This window comes from Sphingorhabdus sp. EL138 (assembly GCF_945862485.1).
Classification (GTDB): domain Bacteria; phylum Pseudomonadota; class Alphaproteobacteria; order Sphingomonadales; family Sphingomonadaceae; genus Sphingorhabdus_B.
In genome coordinates this window covers 55,858-77,875 of record NZ_CAMAYF010000004.1, presented here as the reverse complement: position 1 = coordinate 77,875, position 22,018 = coordinate 55,858, and the positions used below count along the sequence as shown (strand labels likewise).

18 protein-coding genes are annotated in these 22,018 nt (G+C 55.0%); 10 read left to right on the top strand and 8 right to left on the bottom strand.

Features of this window, described 5'->3' with window-relative positions:
• Positions 1–22: 22 nt before the first annotated feature.
• The 4 genes from dnaE to Q0O33_RS03080 form a co-directional block, all read right to left on the bottom strand.
• Entirely contained in the window at positions 23–3,499 is a 3,477-nt protein-coding gene (gene dnaE / locus Q0O33_RS03095) for a DNA polymerase III subunit alpha (RefSeq protein WP_295495921.1), read from the bottom strand.
• A gap of 62 nt (positions 3,500–3,561) precedes the next feature.
• Positions 3,562–4,050: a glutathione peroxidase gene (locus tag Q0O33_RS03090; RefSeq protein WP_295495919.1), complete on the bottom strand. Its 489-nt coding sequence runs from the start codon at positions 4,048–4,050 to the stop codon at positions 3,562–3,564.
• A gap of 16 nt (positions 4,051–4,066) precedes the next feature.
• Positions 4,067–4,738: an ABC transporter ATP-binding protein gene (locus tag Q0O33_RS03085; protein WP_295495917.1), complete on the bottom strand. Its 672-nt coding sequence runs from the start codon at positions 4,736–4,738 to the stop codon at positions 4,067–4,069.
• A complete protein-coding gene (locus Q0O33_RS03080) occupies positions 4,731–5,981 on the bottom strand; it encodes a lipoprotein-releasing ABC transporter permease subunit (protein ID WP_295495915.1) in 1,251 nt (416 codons plus the stop codon). The genes Q0O33_RS03085 and Q0O33_RS03080 overlap by 8 nt, the downstream gene beginning before the upstream one ends.
• 467 nt (positions 5,982–6,448) lie before the next feature.
• Here Q0O33_RS03080 and Q0O33_RS03075 point away from each other — a divergent pair, with 467 nt between their 5' ends.
• Positions 6,449–6,934: an Hsp20 family protein gene (locus tag Q0O33_RS03075; RefSeq protein ID WP_295495913.1), complete on the top strand. Its 486-nt coding sequence runs from the start codon at positions 6,449–6,451 to the stop codon at positions 6,932–6,934.
• A 37-nt stretch (positions 6,935–6,971) separates the two neighbouring features.
• Here the strand turns inward: Q0O33_RS03075 and Q0O33_RS03070 are convergent, their stop codons facing one another.
• The 3 genes from Q0O33_RS03070 to tpiA form a co-directional block, all read right to left on the bottom strand.
• The gene (locus tag Q0O33_RS03070) at positions 6,972–8,606 is read right to left on the bottom strand and encodes a CTP synthase (RefSeq protein WP_295495912.1); all 1,635 of its coding nucleotides are present in this window, start codon (positions 8,604–8,606) and stop codon (positions 6,972–6,974) included.
• A gap of 99 nt (positions 8,607–8,705) precedes the next feature.
• Complete coding sequence (secG, locus tag Q0O33_RS03065; RefSeq protein WP_295495911.1) at positions 8,706–9,071, bottom strand: preprotein translocase subunit SecG; 366 nt, start codon at positions 9,069–9,071, stop codon at positions 8,706–8,708.
• A gap of 79 nt (positions 9,072–9,150) precedes the next feature.
• Complete coding sequence (gene tpiA, locus Q0O33_RS03060) at positions 9,151–9,897, bottom strand: triose-phosphate isomerase (RefSeq protein WP_295495910.1); 747 nt, start codon at positions 9,895–9,897, stop codon at positions 9,151–9,153.
• Positions 9,898–10,050: 153 nt separating this feature from the next.
• On the opposite strand from tpiA, the gene Q0O33_RS03055 reads away from it, so the two are divergent.
• From Q0O33_RS03055 to lexA, 8 genes are all read left to right on the top strand, one after another.
• A complete protein-coding gene (locus Q0O33_RS03055; protein WP_295495908.1) occupies positions 10,051–11,991 on the top strand; it encodes a peptidylprolyl isomerase in 1,941 nt (646 codons plus the stop codon).
• Entirely contained in the window at positions 11,978–13,453 is a 1,476-nt protein-coding gene (gene trpE / locus Q0O33_RS03050) for an anthranilate synthase component I (protein WP_295495906.1), read from the top strand. The genes Q0O33_RS03055 and trpE overlap by 14 nt, the downstream gene beginning before the upstream one ends.
• Positions 13,454–13,494: 41 nt before the next feature.
• On the top strand, positions 13,495–14,094 hold the full coding sequence (locus Q0O33_RS03045; RefSeq protein WP_295495904.1) for an aminodeoxychorismate/anthranilate synthase component II: 600 nt from the start codon (positions 13,495–13,497) through the stop codon (positions 14,092–14,094).
• Complete coding sequence (trpD, locus tag Q0O33_RS03040) at positions 14,091–15,086, top strand: anthranilate phosphoribosyltransferase (protein ID WP_295495902.1); 996 nt, start codon at positions 14,091–14,093, stop codon at positions 15,084–15,086. The genes Q0O33_RS03045 and trpD overlap by 4 nt, the downstream gene beginning before the upstream one ends.
• Positions 15,086–15,868, top strand: a complete 783-nt coding sequence (trpC, locus tag Q0O33_RS03035; protein WP_295495900.1) for an indole-3-glycerol phosphate synthase TrpC — start codon at positions 15,086–15,088, stop codon at positions 15,866–15,868. Before trpD ends, trpC begins: the two co-directional genes overlap by 1 nt.
• The gene (gene moaC, locus Q0O33_RS03030) at positions 15,861–16,328 is read left to right on the top strand and encodes a cyclic pyranopterin monophosphate synthase MoaC (RefSeq protein WP_295495897.1); all 468 of its coding nucleotides are present in this window, start codon (positions 15,861–15,863) and stop codon (positions 16,326–16,328) included. The genes trpC and moaC overlap by 8 nt, the downstream gene beginning before the upstream one ends.
• Positions 16,325–17,506 (top strand): molybdopterin molybdotransferase MoeA, encoded by a 1,182-nt coding sequence (locus Q0O33_RS03025; RefSeq protein ID WP_295495895.1) that lies wholly within the window; start codon positions 16,325–16,327, stop codon positions 17,504–17,506. The genes moaC and Q0O33_RS03025 overlap by 4 nt, the downstream gene beginning before the upstream one ends.
• A 91-nt stretch (positions 17,507–17,597) precedes the next feature.
• A complete protein-coding gene (gene lexA / locus Q0O33_RS03020; RefSeq protein ID WP_295495892.1) occupies positions 17,598–18,281 on the top strand; it encodes a transcriptional repressor LexA in 684 nt (227 codons plus the stop codon).
• Here the strand turns inward: lexA and Q0O33_RS03015 are convergent.
• On the bottom strand, positions 18,275–20,239 hold the full coding sequence (locus Q0O33_RS03015) for a ComEC/Rec2 family competence protein (protein WP_366048162.1): 1,965 nt from the start codon (positions 20,237–20,239) through the stop codon (positions 18,275–18,277). The genes lexA and Q0O33_RS03015 overlap by 7 nt on opposite strands.
• A 438-nt stretch (positions 20,240–20,677) precedes the next feature.
• Here Q0O33_RS03015 and Q0O33_RS03010 point away from each other — a divergent pair, with 438 nt between their 5' ends.
• Positions 20,678–21,964, top strand: a complete 1,287-nt coding sequence (locus Q0O33_RS03010) for a citrate synthase (RefSeq protein WP_295495891.1) — start codon at positions 20,678–20,680, stop codon at positions 21,962–21,964.
• Positions 21,965–22,018: the final 54 nt, after the last annotated feature.

Below are 22,018 nucleotides of genomic sequence, written 5' to 3'. Positions count from 1 at the left end.
TTCTGTCTACGATTTTCGCAGTTCAGTGCACCAATGCCAAAACAGGGCCCAATGGTGCAAGCTCTACATTTTCAATACCGTCAATTATCCGCACTTGGTCCAACAAAGATGCATCGATCTGAAAGCGGCGGCCCAGCACGATATACACCCAACGTCCGTCGGCGGTGCGGGTTTTAATGACCAATTCGCTTCGCCCCCCATCCAATGGCGCGACGATGTGCGCGAGCTGCGCCATGGCTGCTTCTTGCGTTACATCCAACTGCATTTTTAGACGCGACACACTGGTCAACCCAGAGAGGGCCTTGGCGCTTTTCACCGTAAAGCTTGGCGTTTCATCGCCGGCCCGCATGTCCATTTCGCAATGCAGCAAAAGGCACTCTGCGTCTTTTGCCCAATCGGCAAGTTGCATGCCGACCGCCTCGTCAAAACATCGCACCGAAAACTGGCCACTATTGTCCGAAAAATCCGCAATCATGAAGCGCTTGCCCTTGCGCGATTCGCGCCAACGGACGCCTTCAATCAATGCCGACATTGTGGCGGCGCGGCGGACACCTTCGGGTATTGGCCCGCTTTCGAGCCAAACCGCATAAGGCTTTGCGCCATGGCTAATGGCCAGCGCATCATATTGCGAACAAGGATGTGCCGAGAAATAAAAGCCAAACGCGTCTTTTTCCTGGTTCATGTGTTCGGCGGGTGCCCAGTGCACGCTGCTGTCGACCCGTAGCGCGGCCATGTCGGACCCGCCCGCACCAAACAGGCCGCCCTGCCCACTTTCGCGTGAATCGCGCGCGGATTGCGCAGCTGCCAAAAGTGTTTCCGCCGCCGCATGTACCGCGCCACGATTTGCTTCCAACGCATCAAAAGCCCCCGCAGCCGCGAGATTTTCAAGGCTTCGGCGGTTGATCTGGCTTGAATCAACGCGGTTGGCAAAGTCATCTAGGCTTTTGAACAACCCCGCCGTCGCGCGTTCCGCCACCAATATTTCCATTGCCCGTTCGCCGACATTTTTGATGCCGCCCAACGCATAGCGCACCGCATGTTCGCCATGCGCATTGGTCTCTACGGTAAATTCGGCTTCGCTGCGGTTAATGTCCGGCTGTAAACAGATGACATCAAGCCTGCGCATATCGTCCATGAAGGTTGCAAGCTTGTCGGTCTGGTGCATGTCGAAGCACATGGAGGCAGCAAAGAATTCTTCGGGATGGTGCGTCTTTAGCCAAGCCGTTTGATAGGCTAGCACTGCATAAGCGGCGGCATGGCTTTTGTTAAAACCATAGCCTGCAAATTTATCGATCAAGTCGAACAGCTCGTTCGCCCGGTTGGGAGGGATCGCATGCGTTGCGCAGCCCGTGACAAAGCGTTCGCGCTGGGCGTCCATTTCGGCTTGGATTTTTTTACCCATAGCGCGGCGCAGCAGATCTGCTTCGCCAAGGCTGTAGCCAGCCAAAATCTGTGCGGCTTGCATAACTTGTTCTTGGTAAACGAAAATTCCGTAAGTTTCGTTCAAAACAGGTTCCAGCAATGGGTGCGGATATTCAATGTTCTCCTCGCCATTCTTGCGGCGACCAAACATGGGAATATTGTCCATTGGCCCCGGGCGATAGAGCGACACGAGCGCGATAATGTCACCAAAGTTTGTTGGCTTCACCGCCGCGAGCGTGCGGCGCATGCCTTCGGATTCCAACTGGAACACACCGACAGTATCGCCCCGCTGCAGAAGTTCATACACAGCCAGATCATCATGCGGCAACAAGTCGAGATTAACCTCTACACCGCGCTTGGCGAGCATATGGCTGCCCTTTTGCAGAACGGACAGCGTCTTCAGTCCCAAAAAGTCGAATTTTACGAGGCCAGCGCTTTCCACATATTTCATGTCGAATTGCGTGACCGGCATGTCCGAACGCGGATCGCGGTATAAAGGCGCCAATTCAGACAATTCGCGATCGCCAATCACCACGCCGGCCGCATGTGTCGAACTGTGGCGCGGCAGGCCCTCCAACTTCATCGCAAGGTCGAACAGCCGCTTCACCTGCGCGTCACGTCGATATTCTTCCCGCAACTCTGCCACGCCAGACAAAGCGCGCTTCAAATCCCATGGATCAGCGGGCAGATTTGGCACTTGCTTGCACAGCCGATCAACTTGCCCGTAGCTCATTTGTAGCACGCGACCTGTGTCCCGCAAAACCGCGCGTGCCTTCAGCTTTCCAAAGGTAATGATCTGCGCAACCTGGCGCGATCCATATTTTTTCTGCACATAACGAATGACTTCGCCACGCCGCGTTTCGCAAAAATCGATATCGAAGTCAGGCATCGACACACGGTCGGGATTCAGAAAACGTTCGAACAGAAGGCCGAGCTTTATGGGATCAAGATCGGTAATTGTGAGCGCCCAAGCGACCAGTGAGCCTGCACCCGATCCACGACCCGGACCAACGGCAATATCCTGTTCCTTGGCCCATTTGATAAAATCGGCAACGATAAGGAAGTAGCCCGGAAAGCCCATGGCGCAGATGACATCGGACTCGAACTTTAACCGATCAAAATAGACTTGCCGTTCGGCGGGATCCGTTATGCCCGCAATCTCAAGTCGCTTTTCAAGCCCAAGCCGCCCGTCTTCGCGCAATTGTGCGTCTTCGGCGGCTCTGTCACCGGCAAGGCTGGGCAGAATCGGGCTTCGATAGGGCGCGAGTGCGGCGCAGCGTTGGGCGATGACTAGGGTATTGGCCAATGCTTCGGGCACATCGGCGAACAACTCCCCCATTTGCTTGCCCGTTTTAATCCACGTGTCCCGGCTGCTCCTGCGGCGGTCCGCGCTTTCGATATAGGTGCCGTCCGAGATACACAGCATGGCGTCATGCGCGTCGAAGAAATCGGGTTCCGCAAAAAAGGCGGGATTGGTGGCAACCAAGGGAATGTTGCGGGCGTACGCAAGGTCAATCAGCGCATCTTCTGCCGCTTCTTCAACCGCATCGTTGCGCCTGCTGAGTTCGATATACAGACGGTCGGAAAACAGCGCCTGAAGACGCGTCAGGTAGCTGGATGCGGCATCATGTTGCCCCGCACTTAACAATTGCGCCAACGCACCCTCTGCCCCCCCTGTGAGCGCGATCAGGCCATCTTTATGATCCGCCAGCTGTTCCAGCGTCACATGCGCGTCAAGATCCTCTGGGCGGTCCAAATGCGCCAAGGAAACCAATCGGCACAAATTGTTATAACCGCTTTCATCTTGGGCAAATAATGGCAACCAATCGCGGATGAACTTTCCGTCGGACGTCGGGCGCCGGATACCCAACAACGCGCCAATGATCGGCTGCACGCCATATGATTTCGCGCTGTCCTGAAACGGCATGACGCCATACAACCCATTACGGTCACAAATCGCTATCGCGGGAAAGCCGAGCTTCTTTGCAGTTTCGCCAATGGCCTTAGGCTCAATCGCGCCTTCCAATATGGTGTATGCGGAATACACGCGGAGAGGAACGAAGGGTACATAAGCCATGCCTCATCGTTAGAACACGCGCCTGATTCGACAAGGTCTGTTTTTGGCTAAGCTGTGGACAATCAAGCCGCTGCGGCGAGCAATTTTTCAATGTCCTTGGCCAGCGCCTCTGGCTTTACCTGTGGGCCATGGCGAGCCACGACATTCCCTTTGCGATCCACAAGAAATTTGGTGAAGTTCCATTTGATTCCGCGCGAACCCAACAGGCCAGCTTGCTGCTGCTTCAGATAATGCCACAGCGGATCTTCGTCCGTTCCGTTCACATCAATCTTCGCGGCCAATGGAAACGACACATCATATGTGAGCGAACAGAAATTCTGAATTTCTTGCGCGTCGCCAGGCTCCTGCGCACCGAACTGGTTGCACGGGAATGCCAATATTTCGAGACCTTGGTCCTTATACTTACGATACAGCGCCTCAAGCCCCTTATATTGCGGCGTGAAACCGCATTTGGAGGCCGTGTTTACCACCAGCAAAACTTTGCCCTGATGCGCGGCCATGGCCTCAGTAACCCCACCGGGCATTTTTACTGTGAAATCATAGACTGACATTTAGCGTCCCCTATTGTTATCCGAGCTTACCTTCGTGCAAGCGCACGACGCGGTCCATCTTTGCAGCCAATCGCTCATTATGCGTGGCAACAATGGCTGACGAGTCCTCTTCACGCACCAGCGCCATAAATTCACCAAGCACAATATCGGCCGTATGCTCGTCCAGATTGCCGGTTGGCTCATCGGCCAGCACCAGCTTTGGTCGGTTCGCCAATGCCCGAGCGACGGCCACGCGCTGCTGCTCCCCGCCCGACAGTTTTGAGGGCCGATGGTGGAGCCGTTCGGACAGGCCCAACTGAGCCAGCAAGTAAGTCGCGCGATCAAGCGCCACATCGGGCGCGACATCCGCAATCAACTGCGGCAAAATCACATTTTCCAACGCGTCAAAGTCCGGCAGCAAATGGTGAAATTGATATACAAAGCCCAGTTTTTGACGGCGGATCTCGGTTTGGCGATCCACGCCGGCTGCGCTGACTTCCTCACCATCGAATTTGATCGACCCTGAAAATCCACCTTCCAAAAGGCCGATTGCTTGCAGCATAGTCGATTTGCCGGAACCCGATGGGCCAAGCAAAGCCACCAGCTCACCTTTCCCAACAACAAGGTCCACACCGCGCAGGACTTCGATGGTTACATCGCCTTGGACAAATTTGCGGCGGACATCGATAAGTTCCAAGATATTATTCATAACGCAGCACCTGAACTGGGTCGGTACTTGCCGCCTTGAGCGCCGGGTACAAGGTTGCAAGGAAGCTGAACAGCAAAGCCAGTCCGCAAATCGCCAGCACTTCAATCGGGTCGGTGCGCGACGGCAACTCGGTTAGGAACCGGATCGATGGGTCCCATAAATTCTGGCCCGTCACAAATTGAATGAAGTTCACGACCGATTGCCGGAAATACAGGAATATCGCGCCCAATATCATGCCGAGCACAATCCCCGACGAACCAATCAATAAGCCGACAGTCATAAATATCTTCAGCAGCGATTTTCGCGACGCCCCCATGGTCCGCAATATAGCAATATCGCGGGTTTTGGCGCGCACGAGCATAATCAATGACGATAAGATGTTGAACACGGCAACAAGCACGATAATCGACAGCACGACAAACATCGCGACACGCTCAACCGCCAAAGCCTCGAACAAGGATGCATTCATGCTTTTCCAGTCGACAATCTGGCCCTTATACTCAAGCCTGGGCAATAAGGGCATGAGAATCTGATTCACCTTGTCCGGATTTTCCGTCTTGATTTCGATCATGCCGATTTCATCCCCCATTAGCATGAGGATTTGCGCGCGTTCGATAGGCATGATCACAAACGCTTTGTCATAATCATACACGCCCACTTCAAAGATAGCCGCGACCTCATAGGATATCTCACGCGGCACGGTACCAAAAGGCGTGGTGCGACCGGCAGGGTTGATGATCGTGACGCTCTGCCCGACCTGAACGCCCAAATTTTGGGCAAGCCGCGACCCAATCGCAACCTTGTCTTCATTGGGGTTTAACCTGCGCAAATCGCCGGCGACGGTTTTGCCCTCCAACGTGTCGTTTTTCAGAATATCATTTACCGACATGCCGCGCGCCAAAATGGCCTCAACCCGGCCATTGAAGGTCGTTAGCAATGGTTGCTCGATCAACGCCGTTGCTTCGGTGACACCATCGGTCTGCCTCACATCAGTGAGAATTTGACGCCAATCTTGCAAGCGACCGCCATAGCCTTGAACCACGGCATGCCCATTCAGGCCAACGATCTTGTCAAATAATTCGGCACGAAAACCGTTCATCACACTCATCACGATGATCAACGCCGCGACACCCAATGCAACCGCAACGAGGCTGATACTGGCGACTAAGAAAATAAAGCCCTCACCCTTACCTGGGAGCAGATACCGGCGTGCGACCATATATTCATATCGCGACAATATCATGTGCGGACACTCATCCATGTTTTAGGCATGGATTGTCCTTAGGTTCCGCCATGACAACTGGCAAGTATTGTTGCAGCGGCGCAACAGCATTTAAAAAAGCGTTGGGCAGAGTCTGGTTCCGTTTGCAAAGCCCATCGCAAAGGCAGATGCAGTGATCGAATTCGTCGAGAGCCCGAAATGGCCGATGGTTCAGGGAGAAAAATCAGACCCGCCGGTGGGGACCGGTAGAGAACTGAAACAATGCGCTAAAATAGCTGCAGAACGAGGCCGTTCGGAAATTCCGGGCGGCCTTGTTTTTTGTTGTGGTCAATTTTGCGGACTATTTTTTGTCATGATTTTTTAGCCTTGCATTTTTTCCGGCACATCCCATCTTGCCATTCGGAGGCCGAAAGGCTCCAAAACGAACATGCCAGCCGCTGCATATGCGGGGTTAGCGATGAACCAAATTGCTTGAAGGAGAATTTGTAATGACGCGTTTTGATTTTACACCTTATCGTCGGAACACTGTTGGCTTTGATCGCTTATTCGAGCTGCTCGAGACCACAGGCCGTGCCGCTCAAAATGAGAATTACCCGCCGTTCAATATCGAACGCACGGGTGAGAATGACTATAAGATCACTGTCGCCGTCGCCGGGTTCAAGGTCGATGAGGTCGACATAATTGCGCAGCAAAATTTGCTGATCGTAACCGGCAGCAAGCAGTCCGAAAGCAATGATAATCGCGATTTTCTGCATATGGGCATTGCGAACCGGAACTTCGAACGCCGGTTTCAACTTGCAGACCATATTCATGTAATCGATGCAGACATGGCAGACGGTCTTTTGATTATCACCCTCGTGCGTGAAGTGCCCGAAGCGTTAAAGCCGCGCAAAATTGCGATTGGCGCGAAAGCGGCATCCACGGTGATTGAACATGATGCAGCGCCCAAGAAAAAAGGGCCGCAAGCGGCTTAAGCATTAGGGTCAGGATAAAACCGCCGCCACTTTTCTGTTACACCAATCGGCTTTGCATAAGCGCGGCCTTCACAAAGCTTGCGAACAAGGGGTGCGGCGCAAATGGCCGTGATTTCAATTCTGGGTGGAACTGCACGCCGATAAACCAAGGATGATCCGGACGTTCGACAATTTCGGGCAGTTCACCATCGGGTGACATGCCGCTGAACACCAAACCGCCTTGTTCCAGCGCATCCTTATAATGGACATTCACCTCATAACGGTGGCGATGCCGCTCGGATATGTCCTTCGTGCCGTAAATAGACGCGACATGGCTGTTGCCATCCAGCACGGCATCATAAGCGCCCAAACGCATCGTGCCGCCCATGTCGCCGCCCGTTTCGCGCTTTTGAATGCCCTCTTGGCTCATCCATTCGGTGATGATGCCAACGATGGGTTCATTTGTGGGGCCAAATTCCGTACTGGATGCGCCCGACAGTCCTGCGGTGTTCCGCGCGCCTTCGATACATGCCATTTGCATACCCAAGCAAATCCCAAAAAAGGGCACCTGGCGCTCACGCGCGAATTTGACCGCCGCAATCTTACCTTCGGAGCCGCGCTCACCAAATCCGCCTGGGACCAAAATGGCGTTCATGGGCTCAAGCGCGGTGGCGATGTCATCTTCGGATTGCTCGAACAATTCGGCGTCAATCCATTTGATATTGACCTTCACCCGGTTCGACAGGCCGCCATGCGTTAAAGCTTCGTTCAGTGATTTGTAAGCATCCGCAAGGCCGACATATTTGCCGACAACACCGATGGTCACTTCACCTTCCAGGTTGGACTGCCGATCGATGATATCGTCCCAACGGCTAAGGTCAGGCTCGGCTTCCGATTCAAGGCCAAATGCACGCAATACTTCGTTATCAAGCCCTTCGACATGATATTGCAGAGGCACGGCATAAATGCTCTTTGCGTCCAAAGCAGGAATAACCGCCTCTTTGCGGACATTACAAAATGCCGCAATCTTGGTGCGCTCTGCCTCCGGAAGCGGATGTTCACAGCGGCACAGCAACACATCAGGTTGAATACCCAAGGATGTCAGCTCGCGCACGCTGTGCTGCGTGGGTTTCGTCTTCAACTCACCCGCAGCGGCAATATAGGGAACCAAGGTCACATGCACCGATAAGGTCCGTTCCCGACCCAACTCGTTACGCAATTGGCGAATAGCCTCAATAAACGGTAGCGATTCGATATCGCCAACAGTGCCGCCAATTTCGCACAGAACGAAATCCAGATCCTGTGTCTCGGCCTTCGCGAATTCTTTAATGGCGTCGGTAACGTGCGGGATGACCTGCACCGTTGCGCCCAAATAATCACCACGGCGCTCTTTTTGGATAATATTCTGATAGATCCGGCCCGACGTAATATTGTCCGACTGCCGCGCCGAAACGCCCGTAAAGCGTTCATAATGGCCAAGGTCGAGATCGGTCTCGGCCCCGTCATCGGTCACATAGACTTCGCCATGTTGATAAGGCGACATCGTGCCTGGATCGACATTCAAATAAGGGTCGAACTTCCGTATGCGGACGCGGTAGCCGCGCGCCTGCAACAGGGCGGCAAGCGATGCCGCCATAAGACCTTTGCCAAGCGAGGAGACCACGCCACCGGTGATAAAAATGAACCGTGTCATGGGAGAAAAGGCCTAAACCAAGTTTACACCAAAAAACAAGCGCACGAATCCGCCAGATGAAAATTAACCTGTGTAAAACGGTTTTTCCGACCGAAACGATTATTTGTCGAGCGGCACTTCAGTTGCAGGCGCTGGGACGGCAGGGGTCCCAGCCGCCGGCGCGGTTGTCACAGGCGCGGTCGGCGCCGCAGGCACTTCCGTCCGTTGCAAGCTATTGTCTATTTCGCCGCTATTACCCTTTTTCGCCGCAACAAAGGCCAATGATATCGACAGAATGATGAACGCTGTCGCTAATATCGTGGTGGTGCGCGTCAAAAAGTCTGCTGCGCCACGGGCCGACATCAGACCCGATGGGCTTCCCCCCATGCCCAAGCCGCCGCCTTCGGAGCGCTGCATCAAGATGACGCCAACGAGCGATGCCGCGATAATGGCCTGAACGACTATGAGAAAATGAAAAAGACCCATAAGAGAAATTCCGAATATTAATGGCGAAGTGCCAAAGTTTATGGCGCCCACATAGCGAGCGGATCCATATTCTTCAATGCTATTCGCCGCTGGCCTGAGCGGCGGCCAATATGGGCTGGAATTTAGTAGCAGTCAGGCTGGCCCCGCCAATTAATCCGCCATCTACATTTGGCACCGCCAAAAGCTGCGCGGCATTGTCGCCATTCATGGAGCCACCATATAGAATATGGATCCTTTCACCTTCCGCGCCAAAACGCGAAACCAGTGCAGCGCGAATGGCGGCATGCATATCTGCAACATCAGCCGGTTCGGCAACACGGCCCGTTCCAATCGCCCATACAGGCTCGTAAGCGACGCTAAGCCAAGTGCCTGCGGTGGCGTCAGGTAAGGAACCTGCCACTTGGCCGAGGACAACTTCCAACGCTTTTCCCGCCTCGCGTTCGTCCAGCGTTTCGCCGACGCACACAATGGCTTTCAAACCAGCAGCCTTGGCCGCTTCGGCTTTCGCACGGACATCTGTGTCCTTTTCCTTCTGCGCTGCGCGACGTTCGCTATGGCCTACAATCGTAAGCAGCGCACCCGCGTCCGATAACATGTCAGCGGAAATGCAACCTGTATGCGCCCCGGCCCTTTGCATGTGGCAATCCTGACCGCCTATTGGAAACGCACCAACGGCGGTGACGGCACGTGTGATAAGCGTGGCCGGAATACACACCGCCGAATCCACAGATGGATATAGCTGCGCCAAGTCAGAAATGGCGGTTACTTCGTCCAGATCACTGGACACACCATTCATTTTCCAATTTCCGACGATAAACTTGCGCATCTGGCACCTCAAAATTTCATGGGCTACGAATCTGTGTTGGCTATCCATGCTTTCCATCATTTGGGCAAGTCTATCCCTTGATTGCAAGCCGCTTGCCGCCTAAAGCGTCACGCATAGGCCGCTTAGCGCCGCATCCGCAGGAAATCGCAGTTCATGATTAGCTCCATCCGTTCTCTCATTAATTCAAAATTCGGCGCTATTTTCGCGCTCGCTTTCATTGGATTAATCGCCATTGCCTTTGCACTTGGTGATGTCAGCGGTTCTGGCAATTTCGGCGGGTTAAGCGGCGGCAACGTCGCCCGCGTCGGGGACAAGGACATAACCCTAGGTGAACTAAATGACTCATTGGAAAACCAGTTGAGGGCGGAACGTCAAAACGTTCCAACGCTGGATATGACCCAATTTGTCGATGGCGGCGGGCTCGATTCCACTTTGGAACAATTAATCAACCGTTATGCCATAACGGTTTTTGCTGAAGATTATGGCGTGGCCGTGAGCAAACGTCTCGTCGATTCCGAAATACGAAAGATCCCGGGGGCTATGGGACTGGATGGAAAGTTCAGCGCCGATGCGTTTCGCGCCTTTGCCCAACAAATTGGCGTCAGTGAAAAAGCAATACGCGACGATTTGACCCAAAATTTATTCGCACAGCAGATTTTGCCCGCAGCCGCCAGCGGACCAGCCGCACCTGACGGCATGACTTTGCCTTATGCGTCATTGATGCTGGAGCAACGTACCGGACAAATCGCGTCCATCCCGGCGACAGCATTTTTGCCGACACGCGCGCCAAGCGAGACCGTGCTGGCGAAGTTCTACAGCGACAATGCCACAAAGTTCACCATCCCTGAAAAGCGTGCGGTTAGCTATGCTATCTTCGGACGCGACATCATTGCGCAACGCGCCAAGCCGAACGAAGCGGACATCGCAACTTATTACAAAGCAAATGCCGCGCAGTTTGCGGCATCACAAACGCGGAACATCAGCCAAGTCATCGTGCCAACGGAGGCAGCTGCAAAATCCGTAGTCGCACAAGTTGCCGCCGGTAAATCGCTATCTGCCGTTGCTAATGAACTGGGGCTATCGGTGACGACAGCGGCAGATGTGACCAAAGACAGCCTAACAAACTCCACAACAGCAGCCGTGGCGAATGCGGTATTCGCAGCGGCACAGGGCAGCATTGCCAAACCTGCACGTGGTAAACTGGGATGGACTGTGATCCGTGTCGATACGATCAACAATGTCGCGGCAAAGTCACTAGCGGCAGCACGCGCCGACATTGAGAAGGAATTACTCAAAACGCGCAGCGAAGAGATGCTGACCGAAATGACGGCGGGGATTGAAGATGCGTTTGCAGACGGCGCTACTATTTCCGATGTGGCGAAGCAAAATGGTTTAACGGTCAATACCTCGCCTAAGTTACTTGCGACCGGGCAGGACATCAGCAATCCTGCCTATAAGCCAATCCCAGAAATGGAGGCCATGTTGCCCGCTGCATTCCAGATGGAAACCAGCGGCGAGGCGCAGTTGATTGAGTTGGTGCCCGGCGAGAAATTCGCCATGATTGCCGTTGCTGATTTCGAAGAAGCCGCACCGCCGCCCTTAAATGACGTACGCAGCATCGTTCAACAGCAATGGGCATTGTCAGAAGGCGCAAGGGCCGCACGTACTGCCGCGGATGGCTTGCGCAAGGCGGTAGACGCTGGGCAGCCACTTCAAGCGGCGCTTGCTGCCGCGGGTATCAAGGGCGCCCAAGTTGAACGGCTCAGCGGCACCCGCGCGGACATCTCACGCGAGGGACAGCCAGTTCCCCCACCATTGTCGATGATGTTCGCCATGAAAAAGGGGACGGCAAAGATTCTGGCAGCCGGCGGAGATCGTGGCTGGTATGTTGTGCACCTTAACGACGTTATAAAGGGCGACGCGCGCGGTAATGCGCCCATGCTGATGGCACGCAAGCAAGAGCTAACGGGCATTTTGCAACAAGAATATGCCGCGCAGATGATCGTATCGGCCGCTAAAGATGTCGGCGTTGAAAAAAATAAAGGCGGTATCGAGGAACTCCGCACCCGCCTGACAAATCGTGACGGAAACTAAGCCGCAGCTGATTTGGCGAAAGCGCATCGCTGACACCGAAACACCGGTGTCGGCGGCGCTGAAATTGTTTGAGGCAGAGCGCGGCGATTTCATTTTGGAGTCAGTCGAAGGCGGCGAAACACGGGGTCGCCATAGCCTTATTGGAATTGCCCCCGACCTTGTGTTCCGTGCCGCTGGCAACAAGGCCGAAATCAACACCCAATGGATGACCGACCGGGAGGCGTTTGTGCCCGCCCCGCTACCGTCACTCGATGCCTTGCGTGCCTTGGCAGCAGAATGTCGCATGGATGTCCCTGAAGAATTGCCACCTGCCCTTGCCTGTCTAGTGGGCTATTTCGGCTATGAGACCATCGGTCTTGTCGAGAAGCTTCCGCGCGCGCCGCAATCGGCGTTGGAATTGCCGGACATGCTATTTGTGCGGCCAACCGTCATTCTTTTGTTCGACCGCTTGAAGGACGAGATGTTCCTCGTGTCGCCGGTCTGGACAGGCATGGCGGACACCCAAGCCGTTGCGCGCGCGCATGAGCGTTTGGATGAGGCTGAACGGCTGCTCGATGCAGGGCATGTTGCCCAAGCGGAACCGGCGGCGCAGAGCGATGGACAAGAGCTGAAACTGCAGCCCGTCCTGCCTGCTGGCCGCTATGCCGAAATGGTTGCCTCCGCCAAAGATTACATACAAGCAGGCGACATTTTTCAGGTGGTACTGGCGCAGCGGTTCACCGCGCCCTTTGCTCTGCCGCCTGTTCATCTCTATCGTGCATTGCGGCGGATAAACCCTTCGCCGTTTTTGTATTTTATCGACCTTCCTGGTTTTGCGCTAATTGGGTCGAGCCCGGAAATCTTGGTGCGTGCGCGCGGCGGTGAAGTAACGATCCGTCCCATAGCGGGAACACGGCCGCGCGGTAAAACCAGCCTTGAAGATGCGGAAAACAAGGCGTCCTTGCTGGCCGACCCTAAAGAGCGTGCAGAGCATCTGATGTTACTCGACCTTGGTCGCAATGATGTGGGCCGCGTGACAAAGGGCGGCAGCGTGACTGTTACCGACAGTTATATGGTCGAATTTTACAGCCATGTGATGCACATCGTGTCCAATGTTGTAGGCGAATTGGCGGATGATAAAGACGCCATTGATGCCTTATTCGCGGGCTTTCCAGCAGGCACTGTGTCCGGCGCGCCCAAGGTCCGCGCGTGCGAAATCATTGCCGAGCTGGAGCCTGAAACGCGTGGTGCGTATGCGGGCGGGGTTGGCTATTTCTCCCCTAATGGCGACATGGACAGCTGCATCGTCTTGCGCACTGCGGTGGTAAAAGACGGCATCATGCATGTGCAGGCTGGCGCTGGCATTGTTGCCGACAGCAACCCCGAATATGAACAACGCGAGTGTGAGGCCAAGGCTGGCGCCCTGATCGCCGCGGCGCGCGAGGCCATTGGTGTGGCGGACGAAGCGAAATTTGGGCAATAGTGCCTCTTCCACCCACGCGGCAAAGCCGCTAGGGACGCCGCATGATCCTAGTCATCGACAATTATGACAGCTTTACTTGGAACCTCGTCCATTATCTGATGGAGCTTGGCGCCGAGGTTGAAGTTGTGCGCAATGACGACATTTCGGCAGGGCAAGCATTGTCATCGGGCGCGCAAGCATTCCTGATTTCGCCAGGACCAAAAACGCCGAATGAAGCGGGCGTGAGCCTTGATCTTGTTGCCGCTTGTGCCGATGCTGGTAAGCCGCTGCTCGGCGTATGCCTTGGCCACCAGACGATCGGGCAGCATTTTGGCGGGACCGTCGCGCGCGGTGGGTTAATGCATGGCAAAACCTCGCCTGTCACCCATGACAACAGTGGTCTATTCGCAGGATTACCCTCCCCGTTTCTGGCGACGCGTTACCATTCCTTGATCGTCGAAAATGTTCCCCCAAGCTTGGTGGTAAATGCCACCAGCGATGACGGCTATGTCATGGGCTTTCGCCACACCACATTGCCCATTCATAGCGTGCAATTTCATCCCGAGAGCATCGCTACCGAACATGGACACGCCATGTTGGCCAATTTCATGCGTATTGCGGGGATGGCGGTCTCAGATCGCGCATTAAGGGAACTCGCGTGACCCCCTTTCGCACATTGCCCGACCCGCAGCATCTGTTCGCCCATGATGAGGCTGCACAGGCCTTTGCCGACATATTGGATGCCCGCGCGTCAGAGGAAGAGATTGAAGCCTTTCTGATTGCGCTGACCGCGCGCGGTGAGACGATGGTGGAAATTGCGGCTGCGGCACAGGCGATGCGCGACCGGTTAATCCCCATAGACGCACCAGCGGGTGCGATAGACGTCTGCGGCACGGGGGGTGACGGGCATCATACATTGAATGTTTCCACCGCCGTATCTTTGGTCGTTGCTGCTTGCGACGTGCCAGTCGCCAAGCATGGCAACCGGGCGGCATCGTCTAAAGCTGGCGCAGCGGACACGCTGGAGGCGCTTGGGTTGAACATGGAACGCGCCGGACAGATGGCTGAGGAAACGCTCAAAGACTTGGGCATCTGTTTCCTGTTCGCCGCCAATCACCATCCCGCGATGAAGCGTATTCAGCCGATCCGCCAAAGCATTGGTCAACGCACGATTTTCAACCTGATGGGCCCCTTGGCCAATCCTGCGGGCGTGAAGCGGCAGCTTATCGGCATTGCACGCCCTGCCTATGTCCCTGTTTATGCAGAGGCGCTGCATCATTTGGGCACAGAGCATTCCCGTATCATTTCAGGCGACGAAGGCTTGGACGAATTGAGCTTGGCTGGCGGCAATGCAGTTGCGGTCGTCGAACCCGATGGTGTTCGCTACCAGCGTGCCACTGCGGCGGATGCGGGCCTGCCCGTTCACCCTGTCGAAGCCATCCGCGGCGGTGATGCCCAGCATAATGCGCTGGAATTGCGCAAATTGCTTCAGGGCGAACATGGCGCATATCGGGACGCCGTTTTGTTCAACGCGGCGGCGGCTTTGCTTGTCGCGGGCGTCGTAGACACTATGCCCGAGGGCGTGGAAGAAGCAGCGGAAGCCATCGACAAGGGCCTGGCCAACGCGCTTCTCAATTGCTGGGTGGCCTATTGATGGCGGACAAGCTTGCAGAAATTTGCGCGACCAAGCGTAACGAAGTGTCAGAGCGTAAGCCGAAAGGCCTTGCGCATTGGCCAACGCCTTCGGCTCCTCGTGGGTTTGAAGCGGCGTTGCGGGCGAAAAGCCAAACCAATATTGCACTGATCGCAGAGATCAAGAAAGCCAGTCCGTCCAAGGGCCTAATACGTGCAGATTTTGCTCCTGCAGCGCATGCTGCCGCCTATCAGGCTGGCGGCGCTGCATGCTTGTCCGTATTGACCGACGCGCCTTATTTTCAGGGGCATGAGGATTATCTGATCGCCGCACGTAGCGCATGTGACCTACCAGTTATCCGCAAGGATTTCATGGTTGACCCATGGCAATGCGCAGAAGCGCGCGCGATGGGCGGCGACGCGATATTGATCATCGTTGCGGCACTCGATAATGTTGTAATGGCGGAAATTGAGGATGCGGCGCGGCAGGAAAATCTCGATGTGCTGATAGAGGTCCATGACGAGGCCGAACTCGAACGCGCGCTCAAGCATCTGAAATCCAAGCTGGTTGGGGTGAACAACCGCAATTTGAAAACCTTCGAGGTTGATCTGGCCACAACGGAGCGTCTGGCGAAATTGGTGCCGGATGACATTTTGCTTGTTTGCGAAAGCGGCATTTCGACGCATGCCGATTGCCTGCGCATGGCAGAGGCCGAGATTAACACCTTCCTTGTCGGAGAAAGCCTTATGCGGCAGGATGATATCAAGGCCGCAACGCAAAGGTTATTGAGTGGGCATGGCTGATCTCACGCATTTAGACGCGGATGGCGGCGCGCATATGGTCGATGTGTCGGCCAAGGCGGACACCGCGCGCGAGGCTGTTGCCGAGGGGCGGATATCCATGTCTGCCGAAGCGCTTGCGGCGATACGCGCGGGCAATATGAAAAAAGGCGATGTGCTGGGCACGGCGCGCATCGCTGGCATACTGGCGGCGAAGAAAACCAGCGACCTCATTCCTTTGTGTCACCCTTTGATGTTGTCCAAAATCAACGTTGATTTTGCATATGAAGCCGCGGCCATTCGTGTCGAAGCGCGGGTACGCTTGAACGGGCCAACGGGCGTGGAGATGGAGGCCTTAACCGCTGTCAGCGTCACCTTGCTGACCCTCTATGACATGGCTAAGGCCATGGACAAATCGATGATCATTTCGGACGTGCGCTTGCTCTCCAAAACAGGCGGCAAATCTGGCGACTATCGCGCATGATCTCGGTTGCAGAAGCGCAGGCCAGATTGTTGGCGCTGGCCTCTCCTTTGCCCCCTGTTGAACGAGACCTTTTGCAGGCCGTGCGGCATTATATGCACGCGCCGCTGACGGCCGAACGCACGCAACCTGCGGCGGACCTGTCCGCGATGGATGGCTATGCTATCGCCATCGAAGACTTTCCCGGTCCTTGGCGCGTGATTGGCGAAAGCGCGGCGGGGCATCCCTTTGCAGGCGAATTGCAACGCGGCGAGGCCGTGCGCATTTTTACCGGGGCGCATGTGCCCCAAAATGCCGATAGCGTCCTCATACAAGAAAATGCCGCGCGCGATGGCGACATGCTACACGCGACCGTTGACCGCATCCCTATGCACGGGGCCAATATCCGCCGCCTTGGAAGTGATTTTCGTGCGGGTGATGCAGTGCTGCCAAAGGGTATCTTTTTAGACGCTGGGGCAATAGCCGTGGCCGCGATGGCTGGGCTTGGCAGGCTCATCGTGGGCGGCACACCGCGTATTGCAATTGCTGCCACGGGCGACGAATTGGTTTCCGCCGGGTCCGCTGTTGGCCCAGCCCAAATTCCCTGCTCCAACAGCCCTATGTTGCAAGCCATGCTCGCTGGCCTGCCCTGTGATGTCCGCGACGCAGGTATATTGCGTGACGATTTGGGCGCGCTTGAGACCAGCCTTTCGGCGCTTTCCAAACAGGTGGATGTCGTCGTCACCACTGGCGGTGCATCGGTTGGTGACCATGACTTGGTGCAACGCGCGTTAGTGAACATCGGCGCGCAGATGGATTTCTGGAAAGTTGCGATGCGGCCCGGAAAACCGCTTATGGCGGGCAAAGTTGGGAACGCGGTGGTCCTTGGCCTGCCCGGCAATCCGTCTTCTGCCTTCGTCACCGCCTTTTTGTTCCTCCTGCCACTCATCCGGCACATGGCGGGGTGCGGTGCCCCCCTGCCTGCATTGTTTGAAGCGCCAACCGCGACCGACTTGCCCGCAGGCGGGGACCGTGCTGAATATTTGCGCGCAACGGTCGAAGGCGGGCATGTCACTTCACTGATGGCACAGGACAGCGGCCTGACACGTGCTCTATCCCAAGCCAATGCGCTGCTGGTGCAACAACCGCATGTTCCACCGCGTCCTGAAGGAACAATGATTCAATATATGCGGCTGTCGTAAAATCTCGACAGTACACACCCGATTGTTCTTGACTTAACCACTTTTGTTCTCTAATCGTTCCATTCATGTTCAACATGATGGAACCTTGAATATGCTCACCGCTAAACAGCACGAACTGCTTTTATTCATTAACCAGCGATTGGATGAAAGTGGCATTTCCCCTTCATTTGAGGAAATGAAAGAGGCGCTTGATCTGAAGAGCAAATCCGGGGTGCACCGTTTGATCGGTGCGTTGGAGGAACGCGGCTTTATTCGGCGACTGGCCAACCGTGCACGCGCGCTTGAAGTGATGAAAATGCCCGAAGGCAGGAATGTGGGCGGCAACAATGTGGCGCGCTTTGCACCGGTTAAGGAAAGCAAACCGCAAATTCAAATACCTGTTGCGGCAAATGATGTTATGGAAATTCCGCTTCACGGCAAGATTGCTGCTGGCGTGCCGATTGAGGCACTTGAGGGGCAGAATTCATTATCTGTGCCTATGGCATTGTTGGGCGCAGGCGAGCATTATGCGCTTGAGGTGTCCGGTGACTCAATGATTGAGGCCGGGATATTGGATGGCGATTATGCCCTTATCCGTAAAGCAAATACGGCGCGCGATGGCGAAATTGTAGTGGCTTTGGTGCGCGGTGAGGAAGCAACATTGAAATATCTGCGCCGTGAAGGTCAGCAGATCCGTCTTGACCCCGCCAATGGAAGTTATGAGCCGCAATATTATGCGCCGCATGAGGTTGAGGTTCAGGGTAAGCTCGCCGGACTGCTCCGCCGATATCATTGATCTGATACAGCCCCAGCGCGTGCGTTTAGCGCGGCCTGCACCCATGGCATATGGCGGTTGTTTTCATTTGCTGTGACCACGCGTTGTGCATCCAGATAAAAGGCCAGACCGCCGCTTTGTTCCAACAATCGGCGATCCGCTTTCACCCATTTTGGGCGGCATGACGCTGGTAACCAGCGATCACTGACAACGATATCGACGCGTTTGCATGCGGCGGCCATTTCCATAGAAGGTATCAGATTGCGTGTTCTAGTCGCTAGTAATGTCCACGATCGCTCCGAACCCATCAAAGTAACCACGCAATTGTCCAACGTGCATTGGACGCCGGGCCAATCCTCAATCGGCGTTGCTTGCGCTTTACTTCCCGCCTTCTCAAAAATCATCCCGCGGACAAAATCACCCGCCTTCGCGCGCAGTAACGCCACTTCACCATCTGCTGTAACTAAGGCCAAATGCTTGCCATCCCCCGTCACGAGAATATCGGGGCGCGGCGCCGTGACCATCGCGATGATGCCAATCGCACACGGCAGAACGCCGAAATAGCGCACGCGGGTTGTCAGTAACCCAAATATCAGCGCGCCAATAATGAACAACCCAAAGGCCCATATCGGCATCGCAGGCATAATAGTGACCGCGCCCGGCAGGCTACTGACGTAATGCACGAGCGCCAATATTGTGGCGATGCCATGCCCTGCCAGCCACCAAAATGGCTGCCCTAAGCCAATCACATCAAAAACCAGCGCCAATGCTTCCAACGGCATGATGATGAAAGTTGTCATCGGGATCGCCACCACATTGGCCAAGGCACCGTAGAGCCCTGCTTTGTGGAAATGGAACAAGGCGATGTGGGTTAGGACAAGCTCAATGGCCACGCCGGTCAGGATGAGCGAGACGACCGCCCGCGCCGCCTTTCGCACCAAGCTTTCATCGCGCCGTTCGGTAAAGCGTTTAACAACTGGCAAATCATGCATGACCACGATCGTCGCAACCGCGGCAAAGCTAAGCTGGAAACTTGGGCCAGCCATGGCCTCGGGCCAGAATATCAGGACTATTAACGCACCAAAGGCCACCAATCGAAGCGTGAGCGCATCGCGCCCCAACGCCAACGCAATTAAGATGAGAACCGCGGCAATGAATGATCGGACCGTTGGCACTTCGGCCCCTGTGAGCAAGGTATAGGCCAGCGCACCTATCGCTGCCATTGCTGCGGCAACGACGGGGATGGGAATCCGCAATGCAAGCCATGCCGACAAAGACAAAAGACGGCTGACCGCGATGAAAATGAACCCAACCACCGCCGTCACATGCAGCCCGCTAATCGATAGAAGGTGCGCCAAACCGCTGTCCCGCATTGCCTGTGCATCGGCCTCGCTGATATGCCCCTGATCGCCAGTGACCAGTGCCGCGCCTATTGCGCCGCTCCCTTGCGGCATAGATGCCAGTATATGCTCTGTCAGCGCTGCGCGCTGCGTCGCGAACCATGCCCCGCTTTCTGCTTTCTGAAAAAGCCCAACATCGCCCAAAGCCGTTCCGGTCGCGCCAATCTGTTGAAACCACGCGCGCCGGGCAAAGTCATATCCGCCGGGCAAGGTTGGCCCAGCCGGCGGCAGCAGGCGGGCGCGCAGGCGAATGATTGCACCAGGTTGGAAGTCGTCTTGATATTGTTCCGGTGACAGGTTCACACGCACAAAAGGTGGCAAGTCTGAACTGCTGCCAGTTGCGAGCTGCAGCCGATAGACATTGCGCGCAGAGATATTTTCGACAGCTTCAATCCGGCCATAAAACTCCCCAATCCAAATTTTTCCTAAAACGGGCTGGGCAACGGTCGTTGAACGAAAGGCAATTAGAAGAAAACCAAGCAATATCGCAACAGCAGCCATCTGGGCCAACTGCCGTAACCGGCTATATCGCGGCGCCAGGATCCCGAAAAACAACAAGGAAGCGCATGACATTGCCAATCCGGCCCAAGCAGAACTGCCAAAAAACTGCCAGAATGCGACGCCGAATCCGATACCAACGGGGAACCATAAGGGTAATTGGTCGCGTTCGCGGTCGAGCCAGTTTTACAGAAGCGCAAACATCGTAATTGGCGCACCGAACCGGACGTTTCCGTCTGTAACAAAATTGCCAAATTTCTGTTTAACTGAAGCTATTTAGCATCAACAAGTGAAAGCGCAATTTATCCACGATATAGAAGCTATTGTTTGCCTTGACGCCCATGAAATTTCCTATCATTGGGTTAGGCGACGACATTGCCATTTTCTCCCCACGAAACATTGGCATTTAAACGGTCTTAGATTGTCGTCACGGGCGTCTCCCGCGTCCCGTATCATTAAAAAAACATGCCTTTATCAAGGGCAGCTCGGTATATAGCATAGTAGATTTGGAGTTTGAAAATGGCCGATAATAACGCAACGCTCACCGTTGGCGATACCAGCTATGACTTGCCCATCATGAAGGGCACAGAAGGCCCTGACGTGATCGACATCCGCAAGCTCTACGGGGCGTCGGACCATTTCACCTTTGACCCTGGCTTCACATCGACCGCAAGCTGTGAGTCCGCCTTAACCTTTATTGATGGCGACAAAGGCATCCTTTTGCATCGTGGCTACTCCATTGAAGAACTGTCCGAACAGTCGAGTTTTATGGAAGTGTCCTATCTGCTGTTGAACGGCGAACTGCCAAGCAAAAAGCAATTGGACAAGTTCAGCCATACAATCTCCCGACACACCATGCTGCACGAGCAATTGGCAACTTTTTACCGTGGTTTCCGCCGCGACGCCCACCCCATGGCCATTATGTGTGGTGTAATTGGCGCTCTTTCCGCATTTTACCACGACTCTACCGACATCAGCGACCCGACACACCGGATGATTTCAAGCCATCGCTTGATTGCAAAGATGCCAACAATTGCGGCCATGGCGTATAAATATTCGGTCGGGCAGCCTTTTGTCTATCCCGACAACAACTTGTCTTACACCGGCAATTTTCTGCGCATGACCTTTGGCGTACCAGCCGAAAAATATGAGGTGAACCCTGTCATTGAGCGCGCAATGGACCGGATTTTCATCCTCCACGCCGACCATGAACAGAATGCGTCCACTTCGACCGTCCGCCTTGCGGGATCATCTGGCGCCAATCCGTTTGCGTGTATCGCCGCCGGTATCGCGTGCCTTTGGGGCCCTGCCCATGGCGGCGCGAATGAGGCAGCATTGAACATGCTGCGCGAAATCGGCACGCCGGACCGCATCCCACATTATATTGAGCGGGCAAAGGACAAGAATGACCCGTTCCGTTTGATGGGCTTTGGTCATCGTGTTTACAAAAACTATGATCCACGGGCCTCGGTTATGCAGAAGACCGTTCGCGAAGTTCTTAGCGAACTGAACATCAGCGATCCTATTTTCGACGTTGCGATGCAGCTGGAAGAAATGGCGTTGAATGACCCATATTTCATCGAGAAGAAGCTGTTCCCGAACGTTGATTTCTATTCCGGAATCATCCTATCGGCAGTTGGTTTCCCGACCGAAATGTTCACCGTATTGTTTGCGCTATCGCGGACCGTGGGTTGGGTTGCGCAGTGGAACGAAATGATTTCGGATCCCGCGCAGAAAATTGGCCGCCCGCGTCAATTATATACCGGACCAAATCACCGTCCTTATCCTAGCTTAGACGCACGCTGAAACATCGCTGAAGGCGGAGCGTAAAGATTGCGCCTCCGCCTTCAGTAGCTACGG